The organism is Pseudomonas sp. BIGb0164 (assembly GCF_024810135.1).
Lineage (GTDB): Bacteria > Pseudomonadota > Gammaproteobacteria > Pseudomonadales > Pseudomonadaceae > Aquipseudomonas.
This window is the reverse complement of sequence record NZ_JANUEA010000004.1, coordinates 438729-459386: the sequence shown is the minus strand read 5'-3', so window position 1 is coordinate 459386 and position 20658 is coordinate 438729. Positions and strand designations below refer to the sequence as shown.

Genomic DNA, 20658 nt, shown 5'->3' with positions numbered 1-20658 from the left:
ATACTGACACCATCAATGTGATATCACAGAATGCGCCCCACACCACATAACTAGAAGAATTCAAGGTCAGCACATCGCTGACCTTTTTATCGCCTTTAAAGCGCAAACCGGGTGGGGAGGGGCAGTGAGTGAGTCGGGCAGATGACATTTCAAAACTATTCAACAAGCTGGGTGCCAACCCGAATGGTTACCGCGAGATCAACGTTGTCCACGAGTACCTCGAGGACGATGTAGAGGTTCTGGAAAGCCCGGTAGTCGTTGAAACGCCCCCGGTGATAGAAGTGCCCCCGGTCATGGAGGCGCCTTCCGCTCCCTTGCTGCGTTTGCTCGAAGAACTGAACCACGGCGAAGCCGACCACCTGCACCCGCCCGAAGTGGTGGAGGGCCGGGACGGCGAGGTGTATTCGGAGCTTTCCAGCCCGACCGTCGTGGTGGTGGTCTCGATCAAAGGCGGCGTTGGTCGCAGCACGCTGGCGGCAGCGATTGCCAGCGGCTTGCAGCGCCAGGGTCGCCCGGCACTCGCCCTGGACCTGGACCCGCAAGATGCCCTGCGTCATCACTTGTGCCTGGGCCTGGACATGCCGGGCGTCGGCGCCACCAGCCTGCTCAATGAAGGTTGGGAAGCGCTGCCCGAGCGTGGTTTTGCCGGCTGCCGCCTGGTGGCATTCGGCAGCACCGACCACACCCAACAGCAGAGCCTGAACCGCTGGCTCGGCCAGGATGCCGAGTGGCTGAGCAAACGTCTGGACAGCCTCAAGCTGAACGGCCAGGACACGGTGATCATCGACGTCCCGGCCGGCAATTCGGTGTACCTGAGCCAGGCCCTGTCGGTGGCGGATCTCGTGTTGGTGGCCGTACAGCCCGACGTGGCGTCGTTCAGCACCCTGGCGCAGGTAGACAGCCTGCTCGCACCGGCCCTGGCGCGCGAAACACCGCCACAACGCTGCTACGTGATCAACCAGTTGGACGCCGCGCACCGCTTCAGCCTGGACATGGTCGAGGTGTTCAAGACGCGCCTGGGCGATGCCCTGCTGGGTACCGTGCACCGCGATCCTTCCTTCAGCGAAGCCCAGGCCTACGGGCGTGACCCCCTCGACCCTACCGTCAACAGTATCGGCTGCCAGGACGTCCACGCCCTGTGCCGCGCCTTGCTCGAACGCATCGACTCGGACCTTCCATGACCGACACTACGTCCTCCACGCCCTTCGTCGAAGGGCGCGCTGAACAGCGCCTAAATGGCGCCATTGCGCGCTTCAATCGCTGGCCGGCGGCGCTGCGTACGGTACTGGTTGTCACCAGTGGCGTGCTCGGCGCCCTGCTGTTGATGAGCATCATCGCTGCACCGCTGGACCTCTACAGCCAGTTCCTGTTTGCCGGCGTGTGCTTCCTGGCGGTGCTGGTATTGCGCAAGATCCCGGGGCGCCTGGCGATCCTCGCGCTGGTGGTGTTGTCGCTGGTGGCGTCGCTGCGCTACATCTTCTGGCGACTCACCTCCACCCTCGGGTTTGAAACCTGGGTCGACATGTTCTTCGGCTACGGCCTGGTGGCGGCCGAGTTCTACGCCATGGTCGTGCTGATCTTCGGCTACGTGCAAACCGCCTGGCCCCTGCGCCGCCAGCCCGTGTGGCTCAAGACCGAGCCGGAAGAATGGCCGACGGTCGACGTGTTCATCCCCACCTATAACGAAGCCCTGAGCATCGTCAAACTGACCATCTTCGCCGCCCAGGCGATGGACTGGCCAAAAGACAAGCTGCGCGTCCACGTGCTGGACGACGGCCGTCGCGACGACTTCCGCGACTTCTGCCGCAAGATCGGCGTCAACTACATCCGCCGCGACAACAACTTCCACGCCAAGGCCGGTAACCTCAACGAAGCCTTGAAGGTCACCGACGGCGAATACGTCGCCCTGTTCGACGCCGACCACGTGCCGACGCGCTCCTTCCTGCAAGTCAGCCTGGGCTGGTTCCTGAAAGACCCGAAGCTGGCGATGCTGCAAACGCCGCACTTCTTCTTCTCGCCGGATCCGTTCGAGAAGAACCTCGACACCTTCCGCGCCGTACCCAACGAGGGCGAGCTGTTTTACGGCCTGGTGCAGGACGGCAACGACCTGTGGAACGCCACCTTCTTCTGCGGCTCCTGCGCGGTGATCCGTCGCAAGCCCCTGCTGGAAATCGGCGGCGTGGCCGTCGAGACCGTGACCGAAGACGCCCACACGGCGCTCAAGCTCAACCGCCTGGGCTACAACACCGCTTACCTGGCCATCCCGCAAGCTGCGGGCCTGGCGACCGAAAGCCTGTCACGGCACATCAACCAGCGGATTCGCTGGGCGCGGGGCATGGCGCAGATTTTCCGCACCGACAACCCGCTGCTGGGCAAAGGCCTGAAGTGGGGCCAGCGCATCTGTTACGCCAACGCCATGCTGCACTTCTTCTATGGTTTGCCACGCCTGGTGTTTCTCACCGCGCCGCTGGCTTACCTGGTATTCGGTGCCGAGATCTTCCACGCCTCGGCCCTGATGATCGTGGCCTACGTACTGCCGCACTTGGTGCACTCCAGCCTGACCAACTCACGGATCCAGGGGCGTTTCCGCCACTCGTTCTGGAACGAGGTGTACGAGACGGTACTGGCCTGGTACATCCTGCCGCCGGTGCTGGTGGCGCTGGTCAACCCCAAGGCCGGTGGCTTCAACGTTACCGACAAGGGCGGCATCATCGACAAGCAGTTCTTCGACTGGAAACTGGCGCGCCCCTACCTGGTGTTGCTGGTGGTGAACCTGGTGGGCCTGGGCTTTGGCGTGCATCAACTGGTGTACGGCGCGGAAAACACCGCCGTCACCGTCGCCATCAACATGACCTGGACCCTCTACAACCTGATCATCACCAGCGCCGCCGTGGCCGTGGCCTCCGAGACGCGCCAGGTGCGTTCCGAGCCGCGTGTGAGTGCGAAGCTGCCAGTGAGTGTGATCTGTTCCGACGGTCGCGTGCTTCACGGGATCACCCAGGACTTTTCGCAGAACGGCTTCGGCCTGATCCTCGATGATGGCCACTCCATTGTCCAAGGCGAACGGGTGCAGTTGGTGTTGGCGCGCAACGGTCAGGACAACCTGTTCCAGGCGCGAGTGGCGTTCAGCAAAGGTACCCAGATTGGTGCGCAGTTCGAGTCATTGAGCCTGCGCGAGCAAAGCGAACTGGTGCGCCTGACGTTCTCACGTGCCGACACCTGGGCCGCCAGCTGGGGTGCCGGCCAACCCGATACGCCGCTGGCCGCCTTGCGCGAAGTCGGCGGTATCGGCATCGGTGGTCTGTTCACGTTGTGCCGCGCCACCCTGCATGAATTACGTATGGCCCTGCGCCGCACGCCCTCACAACCGCTTGATACGCTGATGGACAAGCCATGACCTTCACACCTCTTTTCGCGCGCGCCCCTTCGCGTGCCGCACGCGCGTTGATGATCGCTTCGCTGCTGGGCCTGAGCCCGCTGCTGCAGGCGGCCGACAAAGCAGCGATTGCCCCCGTTGCCGCGCAAGGTGCCGAGAACGGCTACAGCCTCACGCTCAAGCAATTGGGCCGTCGCGACACGATGAACCTGCAGGGTGTGGAGTCGTCCGACAGCGTCAACTTCGACATCCGCGCCGACCAGGTAGTAACGGGCGCCCAACTGTTGCTCAACTACAGCTATTCGCCGGCGTTGCTGGCGGACCTCTCGCAGATCAACGTGCTGGTCAACGACGAAGTCGCCGCCAGCCTGCCGTTGCCCAAAGAGGGTGCCGGCACGGCGCAACAGGCCGTGGTACAGATTCCGCCGCACCTGATCACCGAGTTCAACCGCCTGCGGTTGCAGTTCATCGGTCACTACAGCATGTCCTGTGAAGACCCGCTGCACAGCAGCCTGTGGGCGAAAATCAGCAACACCAGCGAACTGAAAGTGCAGGTTTCGTCGATCCAGTTGAAAGATGATCTGTCGGTGTTGCCGCTGCCGTTCTTCGACAAGCGCGATGCCCGCCAGGTCAACCTGCCGTTCGTGTTCGCCACCGCGCCGGATAACGCCACCCTGGAAGCGGCGGCCACGTTGTCTTCGTGGTTCGGCGCAATGGCCAGCTACCGTGGCGCTACGTTCCCTACGGCCTACGGCACGATTCCGGCCAAGGGCAATGCCATTGTGCTGGTGCTCAGCCCCAACGCCGTCGACGTCAATGGCGTGAAAGTGGCGCAAGCCACCGGGCCGACCCTCAACCTGATCGCCAACCCTAACGACCCTCAGGGCAAATTGCTGATCGTGTCCGGTCGCGACGGCGCCGAACTCAAGCGCGCAGCGACCGCTGTGGCGCTGGGCAGCCCGGTGCTCGCTGGCAACAGCGTGGTAATCGACAAACTCGAAAGCCTGGCACCGCGCCGTCCTTATGACGCGCCGAACTGGGTGCCCAGCGATCGCCCGGTGCGCCTGGGTGAACTGATCGAGCTGAAAAAACTCAGTGTCTCGGGCTACAACCCGGGCGCCATCAGCGTTGATTTCCGCCTGCCGCCTGATCTGTTCAACTGGCGTGAAGAGGGTGTGCCGCTGCACCTCAAATACCGCTACACGCCGCAGCAGGTGTCGACCAATTCGTCGCTGCTGGTGGGCCTGGACGACCAATTCATGAAGTCCATGCCGCTGCCGTCGATCACCAACCTGGCGGATGGCAAGACCCTGTTGAGCATGATGCAAAAGGACAACACGCTGCCGCGCGAAGCCACTGTGCTGCTGCCGATCAGCTCCGCGTCGCCGATGTCCAAGCTGCAACTGCGCTTTATGTACGACTACATCAAGGAAGGCGAATGCCGGGACATCATCGTCGACAACATGCGCGGCGCGATCGACCCGGATTCGAGCCTGGACATCAGCGGCTACCAGCACTTCATCGCCATGCCTAACCTGGGTGTGTTCAATGACGCAGGTTTCCCGTTCACCCGCCTGGCGGACCTGTCCGAATCGGCCGTGGTGCTGCCTGACACCTTTGGCACCGACGAGCTGAGCGCGTACCTGACCATCCTGGGCCGCTTCGGCGAGTCCACCGGTTACCCGGCGACAGCCGTCAAAGTGGTGCAAGCCAAGGACGTGCAAAGCGTTGCCGATAAAGACCTGCTGGTCATCGCCACCGGTGCCGACCAGCCGTTGTTCAAGCAGTGGCAGCAATACCTGCCGGCGACCGCCGACGGCCCGCAACAGCACTTCAAACTGTCCGACCTGCCGCGCTACGTCAGTACCTGGATCAGCCCGGATGCCGAAGCCAACAAGCACGCGGCCAACGCGGCCATCAGCTTCAACAGCTTGAGCACCAGCACCTGGTTTGCCGGTTTCGAATCGCCGCTCAAGGCCGGGCGCAGCGTGGTGTTGATCTCCAGTACCAAGCCCGCAGGCTTGCAAGCCGCGACCGCTGTACTGATTGGCGGTGACCAATACAAAGACACCATCCAGGGCAGCCTGGCGGTGGTGCAAGGCACGCAGGTCGACTCACTGGTGGCTGACCAGCAGTACTACGTCGGCAAACTGGGCCTGTTCAAGTCGGTGCAATGGCAACTGTCGCAGAACCTGGGGTGGATGCTGTTGTTCACCTTCCTCGGCCTGGCGATTGTCTCCTGCCTGATTTACCTGTCCCTGCGTGCCCGTGCAAAACGGCGGTTGGCATGATGCGTCCAGCCGCTTGGGTTGTGGTGGGCGCCGCGATGTGTGCGGGGGCTGCCCAGGCCCAGACGTGTGACGCGCAATGGCCGCTGTGGCAGAACTACGCCACGCGCTTTGTGCAGGAAGACGGGCGGGTGCTGAACTCGTCCCTGAACCCCAGCGAGAGCAATTCCGAAGGCCAGTCCTACGCCATGTTCTTTGCCCTGGTGGGCAACGACCGGGCGCGGTTCGACAAGCTGTGGACCTGGACCAAGTCCAACATGGCCGGCAATGACATCAGCCACAACCTGTTCGCTTGGCTGTGGGGCAAGAACAAGGACGGCGAGTGGGGCGTGATCGACGCCAACTCCGCCAGCGATGCCGACCTGTGGATCGCCTATTCGCTGCTCGAAGCGGCGCGTATCTGGAACGTGCCGCAATACCGCGCCGATGCGCAGTTGGTGTTGGCCAATGTGGAAAAAACCCTGATCGTGCGTGTACCGGGCCTGGGCAAGATGCTGTTGCCGGGGCCGGTGGGCTATGCCTATCCGGGTGGTTTGTGGCGCTTCAACCCCAGCTATCAAGTGTTGGCGCAATTGCGTCGCTTCAATAAAGAGCGCCCGAACGGCGGCTGGAATGAAGTCGCCGACAGCAACGCGAAGATGCTGGCCGACCCGCACAGCAACCCCCATGGCTTTGCCGCCAACTGGGTGGGCTACCGCGCCACCAGCGCCACTGCCGGCGTGTTTGTGGTCGATCCGTACTCCGACGACTTGGGCAGCTACGATGCCATCCGCGCCTACCTGTGGGCCGGCATGAGCGCCAAGAGCGACCCACTCGCCGCGCCGATGCTCAAGGCCTTGGGCGGGCTGTCGCGGGCGACGGCGGCATCGGCCAATGGCCTGCCGCCGGAGAAGGTCCATGTGCTTACCGGTGAAGTCGAGAAGAACAATGGCTACTCGCCGCTGGGGTTCTCGGCGTCGGCCATGGTGTTCTTCCAGGCACGCGGCGAGACCGCCCTGGCGCAGCTGCAAAAGCAGAAGCTCGACGACGTGCTGGGCAAGGCCATGGCGCCGTCCGCGCCCGATACCGCGCAGCCGCTTTATTACGACTACATGCTGAGCCTGTTCGGCAAAGGTTTTGCCGATCAAAAGTACCGTTTCGAACAAGACGGTACGGTCAAATTATTCTGGGAGGGCGCATGCGCCGCCACACGCTAGCCCTTGCGATTCTGGCCACCCTGGCGTCTAGCGCCAGCTTGGCTGCAACCAGCGACCCACAAGCCTTGCTGATCGAGCAGGGCAACTACTGGCAGTCGAAGAAGAACCCCGAGCGCGCCCTGGAAAGCTGGCAGAAACTGCTCAGCCTGAGCCCCGAGCAGCCGGACGCGCTGTACGGTATCGGCCTGATCCAGGTGCAACAGCAGCACCCGGAAGAGGCACAGAAATACCTGGCCCGCCTGCGTGCAATTTCGCCACTGCCGCGCCAAGCCTTGCAGCTTGAACAAGACATTACCGTCAACATTCCCGCCAACGCCAAGCTGCTGGAGCAGGCCCGTGAACTGGGTGAACCGGTGGAAGAGCGCGAGCAGGCGGTGGCGCTGTACCGCCAGATTTTCCAGGGGCGCCAGCCTCAGGGCTTGATCGCGCGTGAGTACTACAACGCCTTGGCGTTTACGCCCAAAGGCACGGCTGAAGGTATCGCCGGCCTGCAACGCGTTACACGTGAACGCCCGAATGATTCGATCGCCGCGTTGTTCCTGGCGCGGCACCTGGCGCGTAACCCGTCTTCGCGCGTCGAAGGTATTCGTGCGATGGAGCGCCTGTCGACCGACAACGACGTGGGCGGCGCCGCCGATGAAGGCTGGCGTTTTGCGCTGGTCTGGCTCGGCGCACCCAACCGTGATCAGGTGCCGTTGTTCCAGCAGTTCCTGGCCAAGCACCCGGACGATACTGAGATCCGTGCCCTGATGAACAAAGGCATTGCCCAAGGCAAGGGCGATGGCGGCTGGCAGCGTGATCCCAAGCTGGTCAAGGCGTTCAAGGCCCTCGACGAAGGCGACCTGAAAACCGCCGAACCGTTGCTGGCAGCGCGCCTGGCTGAAAAATCCAATGATGTGGATGCCCTCGGCGGCATGGGCGTGGTGCGCCAACAGCAGCAGCGCTTCAGCGAGGCAGAGAACTACCTCGGCCAAGCCACGCGTTTGCCCGGCGGTGCTGCCTGGCAAAAAGCCTTGAATGACGTGCGCTACTGGAGTCTGCTGAACCAAGCCCGTGACGCACAGAGCGCCGGCCGCAGCAGCCAGGCCCGTGACCTCGCCGCCCAGGCCGAACGCCTGAACCCCAGCAAGACCGACGCCACCATGGCCCTGGCCGGTTTCCAGGCGCAAGACAATCAGCTCGATGCCTCCGAAGCCAGCTACCGCAAAGTGCTGGCGCGCAACCCCAACGACCCGGATGCCCTGAGTGGCCTGATCGGTGTGTTGTCGCAATCCGGCCGGCCCGATGAGGCCTTGAAGCTGATCGACTCGCTGTCCGCGGCCGACCGTGGCAAGTTCTCTTCGAGTGCGAAGATCAAGGCCCTGCGCGCCACCCAGATGGGCAAGGTGGCCGATCAGCGCGGCGACTTGAAAGCCGCGCAGGCGGCTTACCAGCAAGCCCTCGACGCCGACCCGGAAAACCCCTGGACACGTTTCGCCCTGGCGCGCGTGTACCTGCGCGACGGGCAAATCCGCAACGCCCGTGCCCTGATCGATGGCCTACTCAAAAGCCAGCCCAACCAGCCGGATGCGCTGTACACCAGCACCTTGCTCTCGGTTGAACTGGATGAGTGGAAAGCGGCGGACGCGACCCTGTCGCGCATTCCTGCCGCCCAGCGCACGCCGGACATGAATGAGCTGGCGAGTGACATCGCCCTGCATAAACAGACTGAGATCGCCATCGAGAGCGCCCGCCGTGGCCAACGCCCCGAAGCGTTGGCGCTGCTCGGGCGCAGCGCTTCCCTGGCCGGCAAGAAGCCCGAGCGCCTGGCGGTGCTGGCATCGGCTTACGTCGAAGTGGGCGCGCCGGAGGAAGGCTTGCAGATCATGCAAGGCGTGCTGGAAAAGACCTCGAACCCGACGCCCGACCAGAAGCTGCTCTACGCGGGCGTGCTGCTCAAGGCCAACCACTACACCGAAGCGGGCGACATCCTGCGCGACCTGCAGGGCCAGCCGCTGACCGATGCCGGGCGCCAGCGCTACGAAGACCTGATCTTCCAGTACCGCGTCAAGCAAGCCGATGCGCTGCGCGAAAAAAATGACCTGGTGGCGGCCTACGACATGCTCTCGCCGGCGCTGGTGCAGCGTCCTCACGACACCTCGGCGATCAGTGTGCTGGCGCGCATGTACGCCGATGGCGGCGATGGCAAGAAAGCCATGGCGCTGTACGAGCCGCTGGTGCAGCAGAACCCCAACAACGCTCGCCTGCAACTGGGCCTTGCGGGTATTGCCTTGAAGGGCGGTAATCGCAGCCTGGCCGAATCGGCCACCGACAAGGCCCTGCGCCTGGACCCGACCAGTGCCGAAACGCTGACCGCTGCCGGGCAGATCTATCAGGGACTGGGCCGTAATGCCGAGGCGGCCGAGTTGCTGCGCCGCGCCCTGGCCATCGAGAGCGCCCAACGCGTCCAGGCGCGCTCGGCACTGGCTGATGCCCAGGGCGTGGCCTACAACCCCTTCGTCGGCTTGCCGGGCCAGCGTCGGCAGATCACTGACCTGGCCGTCGATCGCGGCGCCGTGCCGCCGCCCATCGATGCGCCGGCCAGTACGGTACCGGCGCCGGTGGCCGTGCCGGGGGCTGCGGTCCCTGCCAACGGTTTTGTAGCGTCGAACAAATTGAGCGACCCGTTTGTACCGCCGACGCGTATTGCCGCGCTGGATAACCCGACGTTAAGCCCGGCGCGCCGTGCCCTCGATGGCCTGTTGCGGGATCGCAGCGGCTACCTGGTGCAGGGCCTGAGCGTGCGCAGTAACAACGGTGAAAGTGGCTTGAGCAAAATCACCGAAGTGGACACGCCGTTCGAAGCGCGCATGCCGGTGGGTGACTTGAACGTGGCGTTGCGTGCGACGCCGGTGAGCTTGAGTTCGGGTGCGGTCAAAGCCATTTCGGCCGCGCGTTTTGGTGGTGGTGAAGGGAATGACAAAGCCAAGCGAGAAAACGGCGTCGGCCTGGCTGTTGCCGTTGAAGACCCGGCTCAAGGCGTCAAGGCTGATATCGGTGTGAGCCCGCTGGGCTTTACCTACAACACCGTGGTGGGTGGCGTGAGTGTGAATCGACCGTTCACCGAAGGCGGTAACCTGCGCTATGGCGTCAACGTTTCGCGGCGCCCGGTGACAGACAGCGTGACCTCGTTTGCCGGTTCGACCGCGAGGATTACTGACGCTGATGGCCAGGTCCGCGAGAAGAAGTGGGGCGGCGTCACCGCCAACGGCGGACGTGCCGAGCTGAGCTACGACGACCAGGAAGTGGGTGCCTACGGCTACGCGTCGTTGCACCAGTTGCTGGGCAACAACGTCGAAGACAACACCCGTATGGAATTGGGCAGCGGCGTCTACTGGTACCTGCGCAACACGCCAACCGACACCCTTACACTGGGCGTCAGCGGCATGGCCATGGGCTTCAAGGACAACCAGGGTTTCTACACCTACGGGCAGGGCGGCTACTTCAGCCCGCAACGCTTCTTCTCCCTGGCCGTGCCGGTTCGCTGGGCACAGAGCTTCGACCGTTTCAGCTACGAGTTGAAAAGTTCGGTGGGCGTGCAGCATATCGCGCAAGATGGCGCCGATTACTTCCCGACGGACAGTCGCTTGCAAGCCAATGCGCCCACCCAGAAATACGACAGCAGCAGCAAGACCGGCATCGGCTACAGCCTCAACGCGGCTGCCGAATACCGCCTCAGCTCGCGCTTTTACCTGGGTGGCGAAGTCGGTGTCGACAACGCCCAGGATTATCGCCAGTACGTCGGCAACGCGTACCTGCGCTACCTGTTTGAAGACCTGAGTGGACCTATGCCGCTGCCGGTCAGCCCTTACCGTTCCCCGTATTCGAATTGATTGATAGGAGTCATCCATGCCTGTTTCCGCGATTGCCGGCCTGACCCTGCTGGTACTGGGCGAAAGCCACTTGAGCTTTCCCGACCACCTGCTTGACCCGCTGCAAGCCAACCTGACGGCGCAAGGCGCCAAGGTCCACACCATCGGCGCCTGCGGTGCCGGTGCGGCCGATTGGATCGTGCCGAAGAAAGTCGATTGCGGTGCTGAGAACCTGCCGGGCGCCAAGCCACAGGTGTTCGGCAAGAACGCCATGAGCACCACGCCGGTCAAGGACCTGATCGCCAAAGACAAGCCCGACCTCGTCGTGATCATCATTGGCGACACCATGGCGTCCTACCCGGACCCGCAGTTCCCGAAAGTCTGGGCGTGGAAAAGCGTGACGTCCCTGACCAAGGCCATCAGCGAAACCGGCACCAAGTGCGTGTGGGTCGGCCCGGCCTGGGGCAAGGTCGGCACTATGTACAAGAAGGATGACGCGCGCACCAAGCTGATGTCGTCGTTCCTGGCCACCAACGTCGCGCCGTGCACCTACATCGACTCGCTGACCTTCTCCAAGCCGGGCGAGTGGATCACCACCGACGGCCAGCACTTCACCATCGACGGCTACCAGAAGTGGGCCAAGGCCATCGGCGGCGCGCTGTCGGCATTGCCGGCTGACGCTGTGAAGGGAGCCAAGTGATGAAGCGCATTTCCTTGGGCCTGGCGACCTTGCTCGCCAGCGTCAGCGCCTACAGCGCTGACATCCCGCTGTACCCCACCGGGCCGGAAAAAGACTCGGCGTTCCTGCGCTTTGCCAACGGCACCAGCAGCGAGTTGAAGCTGGTGGCCGACGGGTCCAAGGCCAGCCTGGTGCTGGGCGGCGACAAGCTCGTTTCCGACTACCTGCCGGTATCGGGGGGCACTGCGCCGATCAAGGGTGTGTTGAGCCAGGGCGGCAAAACCGCTGATCTGGCGGTCACCGTGGCCCCGGGCGAATTCGCCACGGTGATCGCAGTGGCCGATGCCAAAGGCGGTATTCGCCAGTTGGTGATCCACGAGCAACCGGACGACTTCAACGCGTTGAAGGCCTCACTGGCCTTCGTCAACGCCGACGCCGCGTGCGCCGACGCCAGCCTTGAAGCCGTGGCGCAAAAGGCCGAACTGTTCAAGAAAGCCGCCGAAGGTTCGGTGCAACGTCGCATGATCAACCCGGTGGAACTGTCGGTGCAGCTCAAGTGCGCGGGTACGCCAACCGGCCAGCCATTGACGTTCACCCTCAAGGCCGGCGAGCGCTACAGCGTGCTGGCATTGCCATCCGCTGCCGGTACCAGGTTGTTGTTCGCGCCTGACACGCTCGCTAACTGATCGGGCCCGAACCCACCATGGTCTTTGCCTCACTCGAATTCCTCACGCTGTTCCTGCCGGCCTTCCTGTTGATCTATGCCCTGGCTCGTCCGAGCTGGCGCAACGTCATCCTGTTGATCGGCAGCTGGTTGTTCTACGGCTGGTTGAGCCCGTTGTTCCTGTTCCTGCACATGGTGTTGACCGTGGTGGCGTGGGTCGGCGGCTTGCTGGTGGACCGCTCCCGTGAGGACGGCAAAGGCCGGGTGCGCCTGTTGATCGCGTTGATCGTGTTCAACACGGCGGTGCTGTGTTGGTACAAGTACGCCAACATCGTCGCGGGCACCGTGAGCGAGGTGATCACCTGGTACGGCTACATGCCGCTCGATTGGCAGCGCGTGGCCTTGCCGGCCGGCTTGTCGTTCATCGTGCTGCAGGCTATTTCCTACCTGGTGGACGTGCACCGTCATACGGTGCCGGTGGAGCGTAGCTTCATCAATTACGCCACCTACATTTCGATGTTCGGGCACTCGATTGCGGGCCCGATCATCCGTTACGACTGGGTTCGCCGCGAGCTGAACCAGCGTTATTTCAACTGGCCGAATTTTTCCCTGGGCGCGCGGCGCTTCATGATCGGCATGGGCATGAAAGTGCTGGTGGCCGACACCTTGTCGCCCCTGGTCGACATCGCGTTTCACCTGGAAAACCCCAGCCTGGTGGACGCCTGGATCGGTTGCCTGGCCTATTCGCTGCAACTGTTCTTCGACTTCGCCGGCTACAGCGCCATGGCCATTGGGCTGGGCCTGATGCTGGGCTTTCACTTCCCGGAAAACTTCAACCGGCCGTACCTGGCCAGCAGCATCCAGGACTTCTGGCGGCGCTGGCACCTGTCGTTGTCCAGCTGGTTGCGCGACTACCTGTACATCGCCCTGGGCGGTAACCGTGACGGCGTGTGGCGCACCTATCGCAACCTGTTCCTGACCATGGCGATTGCCGGGTTGTGGCACGGCGGCGACAGCTGGAACTACCTGCTGTGGGGTTCGGCCCACGGCGTGGCGCTGTGTGTTGACCGTGCGTGGTCGCGGTCGAGCCTGCCGAGCATTCCGCCGGTGCTGTCGCACATCCTCACGCTGCTGTTTGTGTGCCTGGCCTGGACCTTGTTCCGCGCGCCGGACTTCCACTCGGCGCTGACGATGTACGCCGGCCAGTTCGGCCTGCACGGCATGGGCCTGGGTGATGCGATGGCCGTGGCCCTGCGTCCGGCCCATGGCATGGCCGCGTTGTTGGGCCTGGTGTGCATCATCGCGCCGATCTGGCAGGTGCGCTGCGAGCAGCGCTTTGGCACGCAGCCGTGGTTTGTGGTGGCGGCCTCGTTGTGGCCGGTGGCCGGGTTTGTGTTGTCGTTCGCGCTGATTGCCAGCCGCGACGCCGTACCGTTTCTGTACTTTCAGTTCTAAGGACGCCCGACCATGCCTGCTCCTACCGCGCCGACGCCACCGAGTGAAGTGGCCGTTCGTACCAGCCCGCTGGCGGCCTGGGTGCTGGTGCCTTTCCTGGCGGCGGGGCTGTTGTCCTGTGCCTGGCTGATGGTCAAAGGGCCGATCAGTTTCCTGCCGGCGAAGGTCGACAGCGATATGCTGCTGCACGGTGATGTAACCCATCGGTTTGCCAAGGAGCTGGCCAAGGCGCCGATGGCGATCCAGGCCGCTAACCTTGAGCGCGGCGGCAGTTGGCTGGCGTTTGGCGACACCGGGCCGCGTGTGCGCCAGGGCTGCCCGGGCTGGCTGTTTATCAGCGATGAACTGCGCATCAACCGCCACGCCGAGGCCAACGCGCAGACCAAGGCCCAGGCCGTGATCGACCTCCAGAAGCAGCTGGGCAACAGAGGCATCGACCTGCAAGTGGTGGTGGTGCCAGACAAGAGCCGCATTGCTGCCGCCGAGCGTTGTGGTCTGTACCGCCCAGCTGTGCTCGACAGCCGGATTCAGAGTTGGACCGGTGTGTTGCAGGCCGCTGGCGTTTCCGCGCTGGACCTGACCGACACCCTGAAACCCTTGGGCGCTGAGGCGTATCTGCGCACCGACACCCACTGGAGCGAGATCGGCTCCAACGCCGGTGCGAAGGCCCTGGCGCAGCGCATCCAGCAGCGCGGCATCCAGGCCACGCCGGAGCAGGCGTTCGACATCACCCAGGCGCCGCTCGCGGTGCGTCCCGGTGACCTGGTGCGCCTGGCCGGCCTGGATTGGCTGCCGCCGAAGTTGCAACCGCCAGGGGAGTCGGTCGCGGCGAGCAGCGCCCATGAAACGGGCGGTACCACCAGCAATGCCGATGACCTGTTTGGCGACGCGGGCCTGCCGAATGTGGCGCTGATCGGCACGTCGTTCTCGCGCAATTCCAACTTCGTCGGCTTCCTGCAAAAAGCCCTGAATGCGCCGGTGGGTAATTTCAGCAAAGACGGCGGTGAATTTTCCGGCGCGGCCAAAGCCTATTTCGAGAGCCCGGCGTTCAAACAGACGCCGCCCAAGCTGTTGATTTGGGAGATTCCCGAGCGGGACCTGCAAACGCCGTACGATCCGATCACTGTCGGTCAGTAATTTGACGAATTGCCGCCTGTCTAAAAAATAGGCAGCTATACCACCAAAATAATGACACTTTGATGGGCCTGTAACAGAATGCTTGCACAGAGACGCACACAAAAAGACCTGCGGTAAGCCCTCGCCTTTCTTGCCGACCCCTCACGTCTTTAAGATGCGCCGTGTGGAGTTCAGGCCATGAGCCTTACTGATCGAATTTTCTGTCTGCTAGGCAAGGATGTCGCCCGAGATCCCCAAGGATTGAATGCGCGCCTGCATTTCTTTGGCAGCATTCCCGTCGATGACGGCACCCCCTTTCCCCCTCCCAGTGCCAATGAACACGCCCCGCCGGTGCAGGTGATGGCGCAGCGCCCGAAAGTCGTAGCGTTGGTGTCGATCAATGGCGGCGTGGGTCGCAGCACCCTGGCGGCGGCGTTGAGCAGCGGCTTGCAGCGCCAGGGCGAATCGGTGGTCGCGCTGGACCTGGACCCGCAAAACGCCTTGCGCCATCACTTCGGGGTGAGCGCAGCGTTGCCGGGGATCGGGCGCACCAGCCTGCAACACGGCCAGTGGCGCCCACTTCAACAAGCCGGTTTCGCCGGCTGCCAGATGATTGCCTTTGGTGACACCACCGAGCAACAACAGGAAAACCTGCACCGCTGGCTCAAGCAGGAAACCGGTTGGCTGGCGCGGCACGTGGCGGACCTTGGCCTGAACGAGCGGCAAACGTTGATCATCGATACGCAGGCCGGCAATAACGTGTATTTCCATCAAGCGCTGAGCATCGCCGATGTGGTGGTGGTCGTGGCGCAGGCGGATGCCGCTTCCCTGGGCACCCTCGACCAGATGGAGGTATTGCTCGCGCCGTACCTGGCGCACCCTAAGGCGCCGCGTGTTCATTACGTGATCAACCAACTGGATGAGGACAATGCCTTCAGCCTGGACATGCTCGAAGCCTTCAAGCAGCGCTTGGGCAGTGCCCCGATGGAAGTGCATCACGACGCGGCGATCAGCGAAGCCCTGGCCTTTGGCACCGACCCGTTGGACAGCCCAACGATCAGCCTGGCGTGTGACGATATCAACGACCTGTGCCGGGTGTTGAAGGCGCCCAAAAAAACCGTCTGAAGCGCGTTTATACGCTTAGCGCGCGATGCTTATGCACAATCGGTTGGTTGGGCCTGTCACGAAACAGCCATTTTGTGGAGCCGTTCTCAACACGCTGCAACTGCCTGTTTTGCGTGCATTTTATTTTATGAACAAAAAATGACCAGCAGGCCTTTTGGGCTGTAGCGCTGATGGCTACAGCCTCCGTAAAGAATTCATCAACAGAGTTATCCACAGGGCGCAACACGAAGAGTTTGCCCCTTAATCGCGCTCGGCCAGCACCATCAGGTTGCGCGGGGTCAGGGCCGGTTCGCAGAAGGTGCCTATTTCAACCATGTAGCCTGCTTCCTTCAGGAAAAGTGCCCGGTCCAGCACCAGCCACATCTCCAGTGGGCGCCGAAACAGCCCACGCACCAGTTCCAGGTTGCGCACCTGCGCCAAGCGCTGCCAGCCGTGGGCTTCCAGCGCGTCCCAATCCTGCTCGCCTGTGGATAACCCTTTGAGGGTTGCCAGGGCCTGGCAGTACTCGGCAAACGGCTTGCCCAGCCAACTGGCGGGCAGGGAGGGGGTGGGCAGGTAGTCGTCACACCCGCGCAACTGGCGTTGCAGATGGTCGAACCCCAGGCGCCGGGCCATCGACACGTCGCGTTGCTGGCGCACCCGTGCGCCCGCCGTAACGGTTTCGCTCAACGGCAGGCCCAAGTCATCCACTGACAGCTGCAAGGCCGAAGCACGTCCCACAGCGGACAGCGCTTGATAGCGCTCGGCACCGATGCGGTTGTAGCAGCAGGGCGCCACTGCCAGTTGTTTGCAGCCTGCGGCGCTGGCCAACTGCAACAGGCGCACGTGCAAATCGCCGCAGGCATGCAGGGCAACGGGGGTGTGCTCGGGGCTTATCGCCACGTTCGCCATGACGTCTTGCAGGGTGTGGGTCGCGGGCAAGTGATGGTGATCACTCAGGGCCTGGCCTGCGGCAATCAGCGCTGGATCGTATTCCAGGCAGGTCAGTCGCTGGCCGGGTTGCAACAGGCGACGGCCGAGGTGACCTTTGCCGGCGCACCAGTCCAGCCAGTGCCGGGGTGTGTCGGTGAAGGTCAGGGCGGCGCCGAAGGCTTCGATCTGTTGCCACTTGCGCCCGGGCACATCGACGTTCAAGCGACGATGAGCAGGCGCCAAGGGCTGCGTCGATAACTTATCCACAGCACTGAGCTGGCGGGCTGTGGCGGCCAGCTGTGGAAAAGGTGCCGGCGCGGGCAGGTCATGGGGTTGGTTGTGACTGGTTTCGGCGTCGTCTAACGAGCGTTGGCGCAGCCACCTGGCGAGCTCCGGATGCTCGGTTTCCCAGGGCAAGTGCTGGTGCGTGAAGGGCCGTGGTCGCCACAGCCCTTGGTGCTCGATCAGGAACGCGTCCAGTGCCTGGAAGCGTGCCTCAGCGTCCTTGGCTAGCATCGACGCGCAGCCAGCGTTCCAGCAGTTTGAAGCCACGCACCAGAATGTAGGCCATCAACAGGTAGAACAGGCCGGCGGCGAAGAAGATCTCCACCGGCAAGTACGTGCGGGCAATGATGGTCCGCGCCATGCCGGTCAGTTCCAGCAGCGTCACGGTACTGGCCAGGGCACTGGCCTTGAGCATCAGGATCACTTCGTTGCTGTAGGCCGGCAGGCCGATGCGCGAGGCGCGAGGCAGGATGATGTAGAACAGCGTCTTGGGCTTGGACATGCCCAGGGCGCGCGCCGCTTCGATCTCACCCGGCGGAATGGCCTGGATGGCGCCCCGCAGGATCTCGGCGATATACGCGGCGGTGTGCAGGGTCATGGTGGCGGTGGCACACCAGAACGGATCGCGCAGGTAGGGCCACATGAAGCTTTCGCGCACCGTGTCGAACTGCGCCAGGCCGTAGTAGACCAGGAACAGTTGCACCAGCAGCGGCGTGCCACGGAAGAAGAAGATGTAGGCGTAGGGCAGGGCGCTCACGTACCAGCGGCGCGACGAGCGGGCGATGCCCAACGGAATCGCCAGCAACAGGCCGGCGATCACGGCAATGGCCACCAACTCCAGGGTCAGGGTTGCGCCTTGGGCGAGTTTGGGCAGCCATTTGATGATCACGGCCCAGTTCAGGCCCAGGTCGAAATGCGACAGCCAGCTGTAGTCACCGCTCATTGGGTGCTCCTTGCAAAGCCGCGGGCGGCGCGTTTTTCCAGGAAGTGCATGCCGGTCATGGCCAGCACGGTAAGGCCCAGGTACATGAAGGCCGCCACCATGAAGAAGGTGAACGGTTGCTTGGTGACGGTCACGCCGATCTGCGCATGACGCATGATTTCTTCAAGGCCGATCACCGAGACCAGCGCGGTGTCCTTCATCAGGATCATGAACAGGTTGCCCAGGCCCGGCAGGGCGATGCGCCACATCTGCGGCATGATCAACCGGGTGAAAATCCGCAGCTTCGACAGCCCCAGCGCCACACCCGCTTCGCGGTGGCCCTTGGGAATGGCGAGGATTGCGCCACGGAACACTTCGGTGGCGTAGGCGCCAAAGCACAGGCCCAGGGCGATGACCCCGGCGGCAAAGGCACTGAGGGAAAGGTCGGGGTTGCCGAAGAATTCACCGAGGGCGCGCATCAGGTTGACGGTGCCGAAGTAGATCAGCAGCACCCACAGCAATTCGGGAATGCCGCGAACGATCGTCGAATAGGCACCGCCCAGCCATTGCAGTGGCTTGTACGGGGAAGTCTTGGCCAAGGCGCCGGCAAGGCCCAGCACCAGCCCCAGGCACAGGGCCGTGAGCGCCAGTTTGACGGTCATCAGCGCGCCAGCGGCAAGCGCCGGGCCGAATCCGTAGAGGTCGAAATTCATGGTGTTTTCATATCGCAAGGCATTGCTAGAAGCCGACGCGCTCAGGTGAGCGCGTCGGGCAAGTCGCTCAGGTCATTCGATGCTGAACGGGAAGTACTTGTCGTTGATCTTCTTGTAGGTGCCGTCTGCCTTGATCTCTGCCAGGGCTTTGTTCAGGCGCTCGCGCAGCGGGTCGCCCTTGCGTACGGCGATACCGATCTTGTCGCTCTCTACCACCGGGTCGCCTTTGAACTCATAGGCCGAACCGTCTTTGCTCTTGAGCCATTCGTACTGCACGTACTTGTCGGCGAGGATGCCGTCGAGGCGGCCGGACGTCAGGTCGAGGTAGGCGTTTTCCTGGGTGTCATACAGCTTGGCGGTGGTGTCCGGCAGCTTGTCTTCCAGGTAGGTGCCGGCCAGCGTCGCGCGTTGGGCGCCGATGGTCTTGCCCTTCAGGTAAGCGGCGTCGGTCTTGAAGTCTGCGGTGGCCTTGGGCGCGATGAATTGCAGCTTGTTGGAGTAGTACGGGTCGGTGAAGTCGACGGCCTGCTTGCGTTCATCGGTGATGGACAGCGAGGACACCAGGAAGTCGAACTTCTTGGCGTTCAAGGCCGGGATGATGCCGTCCCAGTCGGACACATACACTTCGCACTTCTCGACTTTCATCTTGGCGCACAGGGCGTCGCCGATGTCTTTGTCGAAGCCGACGACGTTGCCGCTGGCGTCCTTATTGTTGAACGGCGGGTAGGCCGCTTCGATCCCCATTTTCAAGGTTTCTGCCATGGCCGTGGCGCTGAACGCCATCGAGACGGCCGCGGCCAGAAGGAATTTTTTATAGTTCTGCATGCATGTTGCTCCGTTAGCGGTTGCTGGACATGAATTGTTTGCAGCGCGCCGAAAGCGGGTTTTCAAACACCTGCTGTGGCGATCCTTGCTCTTCGACCAGGCCCTGGTGCAGGAACACCACCTCACTGGAAACCTGGCGGGCGAAGCCCATCTCGTGGGTGACCAGCAGCATGGTGCGGCCTTCTTCGGCCAGCGCGCGGATCACATTAAGTACTTCCTGGACCATTTCCGGGTCAAGGGCGGAAGTGGGCTCGTCAAACAGGATGACCTTGGGCTGCATCGCCAGGGTGCGCGCGATGGCCGCCCGTTGTTGCTGGCCGCCGGACAATTGCGCGGGGTAGGCGTGGCGCTTGTCGGCGATGCCGACCTTGGCCAGCAAGGCTTCAGCCACTTCGATGGCTTCGGCCTTGCTCTGGCCGAGCACGCGACGCGGGGCCTCGATGATGTTGTCGAGGATGCTCATGTGCGGCCACAGGTTAAAGTTTTGAAACACAAAACCGATTTCGCTGCGCAGGCGGTTGATCTGCTTGCCGTCGGCGGCGTGCAGTTCGCCGTTCTTGGCGGCCTTGAGCTTGAGTTCTTCGCCGGCCACCAGGATCTGGCCCTGGTGCGGGTTTTCCAGCAGGTTGATGCAGCGCAGGAAGGTGGACTTGCCGGAACCGGAGGAACCCAGGATCGAGATCACGTCGCCGTCGCGAGCGGTCAGCGAGATACCTTTGAGTACCTCCAGCTCACCATAGCGTTTATGCAAGTTGCGGATTTCAAGCGCGGGCGTGGCCTCAGCCATGTGGGGTCCTCAATGTGTTCGTTGCGTTCTTCGCTGTTGGGCCGCCTTCCTGGCGAGGCGCCAAGCTAGCATAGGGTTTGGATGACAGCCAACAGCGCTGCGGACGGTAAACGGGTGGTCTGCGGCAGGGTGTCGCATCGGCACAGCAGCGTGTCGCGCCATCAACAACCAAACAGCCGTTTGAACCCGGAAAACCACAGGTTTCGCGTAAAAAAGGGCGCGATGGTGCCAGCTTTGGACGGGGGTTGGAAGGGTTAACCGGGCAAACGGTGCATATCAGCCCTTTTATGGGGCGTCACGCACTTTTTGTGTGTGTTTTTGGTGCGCTCGTTCGTCTTTAAAGTGGGTCGCACGGTAACGCTATAGCGGAATGCCATTGTTCTCAAGGACTTGCGATTGCTGTTGAAGTGCGCTGCAGCCCGCGTCAATTGCGGCTCTGTAACATTTTGGCGCAAATCTTGCGT

The 20658-nt window shown here is 62.8% G+C and carries 15 protein-coding genes; 10 read left to right on the top strand and 5 right to left on the bottom strand.

Annotated elements, in window-relative coordinates; translation table 11 throughout:
* Window positions 1-128 precede the first annotated feature (128 nt).
* From bcsQ (M2394_RS13390) to bcsQ (M2394_RS13345), 10 genes are all read left to right on the top strand, one after another.
* Window positions 129-1181, top strand: coding sequence for a cellulose biosynthesis protein BcsQ (gene bcsQ, locus M2394_RS13390; protein WP_259172788.1), 1053 nt, complete (start codon window positions 129-131; stop codon window positions 1179-1181).
* Complete coding sequence (gene bcsA / locus M2394_RS13385; protein WP_178918521.1) at window positions 1178-3397, top strand: UDP-forming cellulose synthase catalytic subunit; 2220 nt, start codon at window positions 1178-1180, stop codon at window positions 3395-3397. Before bcsQ (M2394_RS13390) ends, bcsA begins: the two co-directional genes overlap by 4 nt.
* Window positions 3394-5667 carry a cellulose biosynthesis cyclic di-GMP-binding regulatory protein BcsB gene (gene bcsB / locus M2394_RS13380; protein ID WP_259172787.1) on the top strand — a complete coding sequence of 758 codons (2274 nt, stop codon included), beginning with the start codon at window positions 3394-3396 and terminating at the stop codon, window positions 5665-5667. Before bcsA ends, bcsB begins: the two co-directional genes overlap by 4 nt.
* Window positions 5664-6860, top strand: a complete 1197-nt coding sequence (gene bcsZ / locus M2394_RS13375; protein ID WP_259172786.1) for a cellulose synthase complex periplasmic endoglucanase BcsZ — start codon at window positions 5664-5666, stop codon at window positions 6858-6860. The genes bcsB and bcsZ overlap by 4 nt, the downstream gene beginning before the upstream one ends.
* The gene (locus M2394_RS13370) at window positions 6842-10732 is read left to right on the top strand and encodes a cellulose biosynthesis protein BcsC (RefSeq protein WP_259172785.1); all 3891 of its coding nucleotides are present in this window, start codon (window positions 6842-6844) and stop codon (window positions 10730-10732) included. Before bcsZ ends, M2394_RS13370 begins: the two co-directional genes overlap by 19 nt.
* 16 nt (window positions 10733-10748) lie before the next feature.
* Window positions 10749-11411, top strand: coding sequence for an SGNH/GDSL hydrolase family protein (locus M2394_RS13365; RefSeq protein WP_176997313.1), 663 nt, complete (start codon window positions 10749-10751; stop codon window positions 11409-11411).
* Window positions 11411-12076 (top strand): alginate O-acetyltransferase AlgF, encoded by a 666-nt coding sequence (locus M2394_RS13360; protein WP_178918525.1) that lies wholly within the window; start codon window positions 11411-11413, stop codon window positions 12074-12076. The genes M2394_RS13365 and M2394_RS13360 overlap by 1 nt, the downstream gene beginning before the upstream one ends.
* Window positions 12077-12093: 17 nt before the next feature.
* Window positions 12094-13509, top strand: coding sequence for an MBOAT family protein (locus M2394_RS13355; RefSeq protein WP_259172784.1), 1416 nt, complete (start codon window positions 12094-12096; stop codon window positions 13507-13509).
* 12 nt (window positions 13510-13521) lie between these two features.
* Complete coding sequence (locus tag M2394_RS13350; protein WP_259172783.1) at window positions 13522-14646, top strand: alginate O-acetyltransferase AlgX-related protein; 1125 nt, start codon at window positions 13522-13524, stop codon at window positions 14644-14646.
* Between the two features lie 177 nt (window positions 14647-14823).
* Window positions 14824-15750 (top strand): cellulose biosynthesis protein BcsQ, encoded by a 927-nt coding sequence (gene bcsQ / locus M2394_RS13345; RefSeq protein ID WP_259172782.1) that lies wholly within the window; start codon window positions 14824-14826, stop codon window positions 15748-15750.
* 240 nt (window positions 15751-15990) lie between these two features.
* On the opposite strand, the gene M2394_RS13340 is transcribed toward bcsQ (M2394_RS13345), so the two are convergent.
* From M2394_RS13340 to M2394_RS13320, 5 genes are all read right to left on the bottom strand, one after another.
* Entirely contained in the window at window positions 15991-17178 is a 1188-nt protein-coding gene (locus M2394_RS13340) for an SAM-dependent methyltransferase (RefSeq protein ID WP_259172781.1), read from the bottom strand.
* Window positions 17159-17848 (bottom strand): ABC transporter permease, encoded by a 690-nt coding sequence (locus tag M2394_RS13335; RefSeq protein WP_259172908.1) that lies wholly within the window; start codon window positions 17846-17848, stop codon window positions 17159-17161. The genes M2394_RS13340 and M2394_RS13335 overlap by 20 nt, the downstream gene beginning before the upstream one ends.
* 38 nt (window positions 17849-17886) lie before the next feature.
* The gene (locus M2394_RS13330; RefSeq protein WP_178918530.1) at window positions 17887-18582 is read right to left on the bottom strand and encodes an ABC transporter permease; all 696 of its coding nucleotides are present in this window, start codon (window positions 18580-18582) and stop codon (window positions 17887-17889) included.
* A gap of 72 nt (window positions 18583-18654) precedes the next feature.
* Window positions 18655-19407, bottom strand: a complete 753-nt coding sequence (locus M2394_RS13325; RefSeq protein WP_060754625.1) for an ABC transporter substrate-binding protein — start codon at window positions 19405-19407, stop codon at window positions 18655-18657.
* 13 nt (window positions 19408-19420) lie between these two features.
* Window positions 19421-20194, bottom strand: coding sequence for an ABC transporter ATP-binding protein (locus M2394_RS13320; RefSeq protein ID WP_178918531.1), 774 nt, complete (start codon window positions 20192-20194; stop codon window positions 19421-19423).
* Window positions 20195-20658 lie beyond the last annotated feature (464 nt).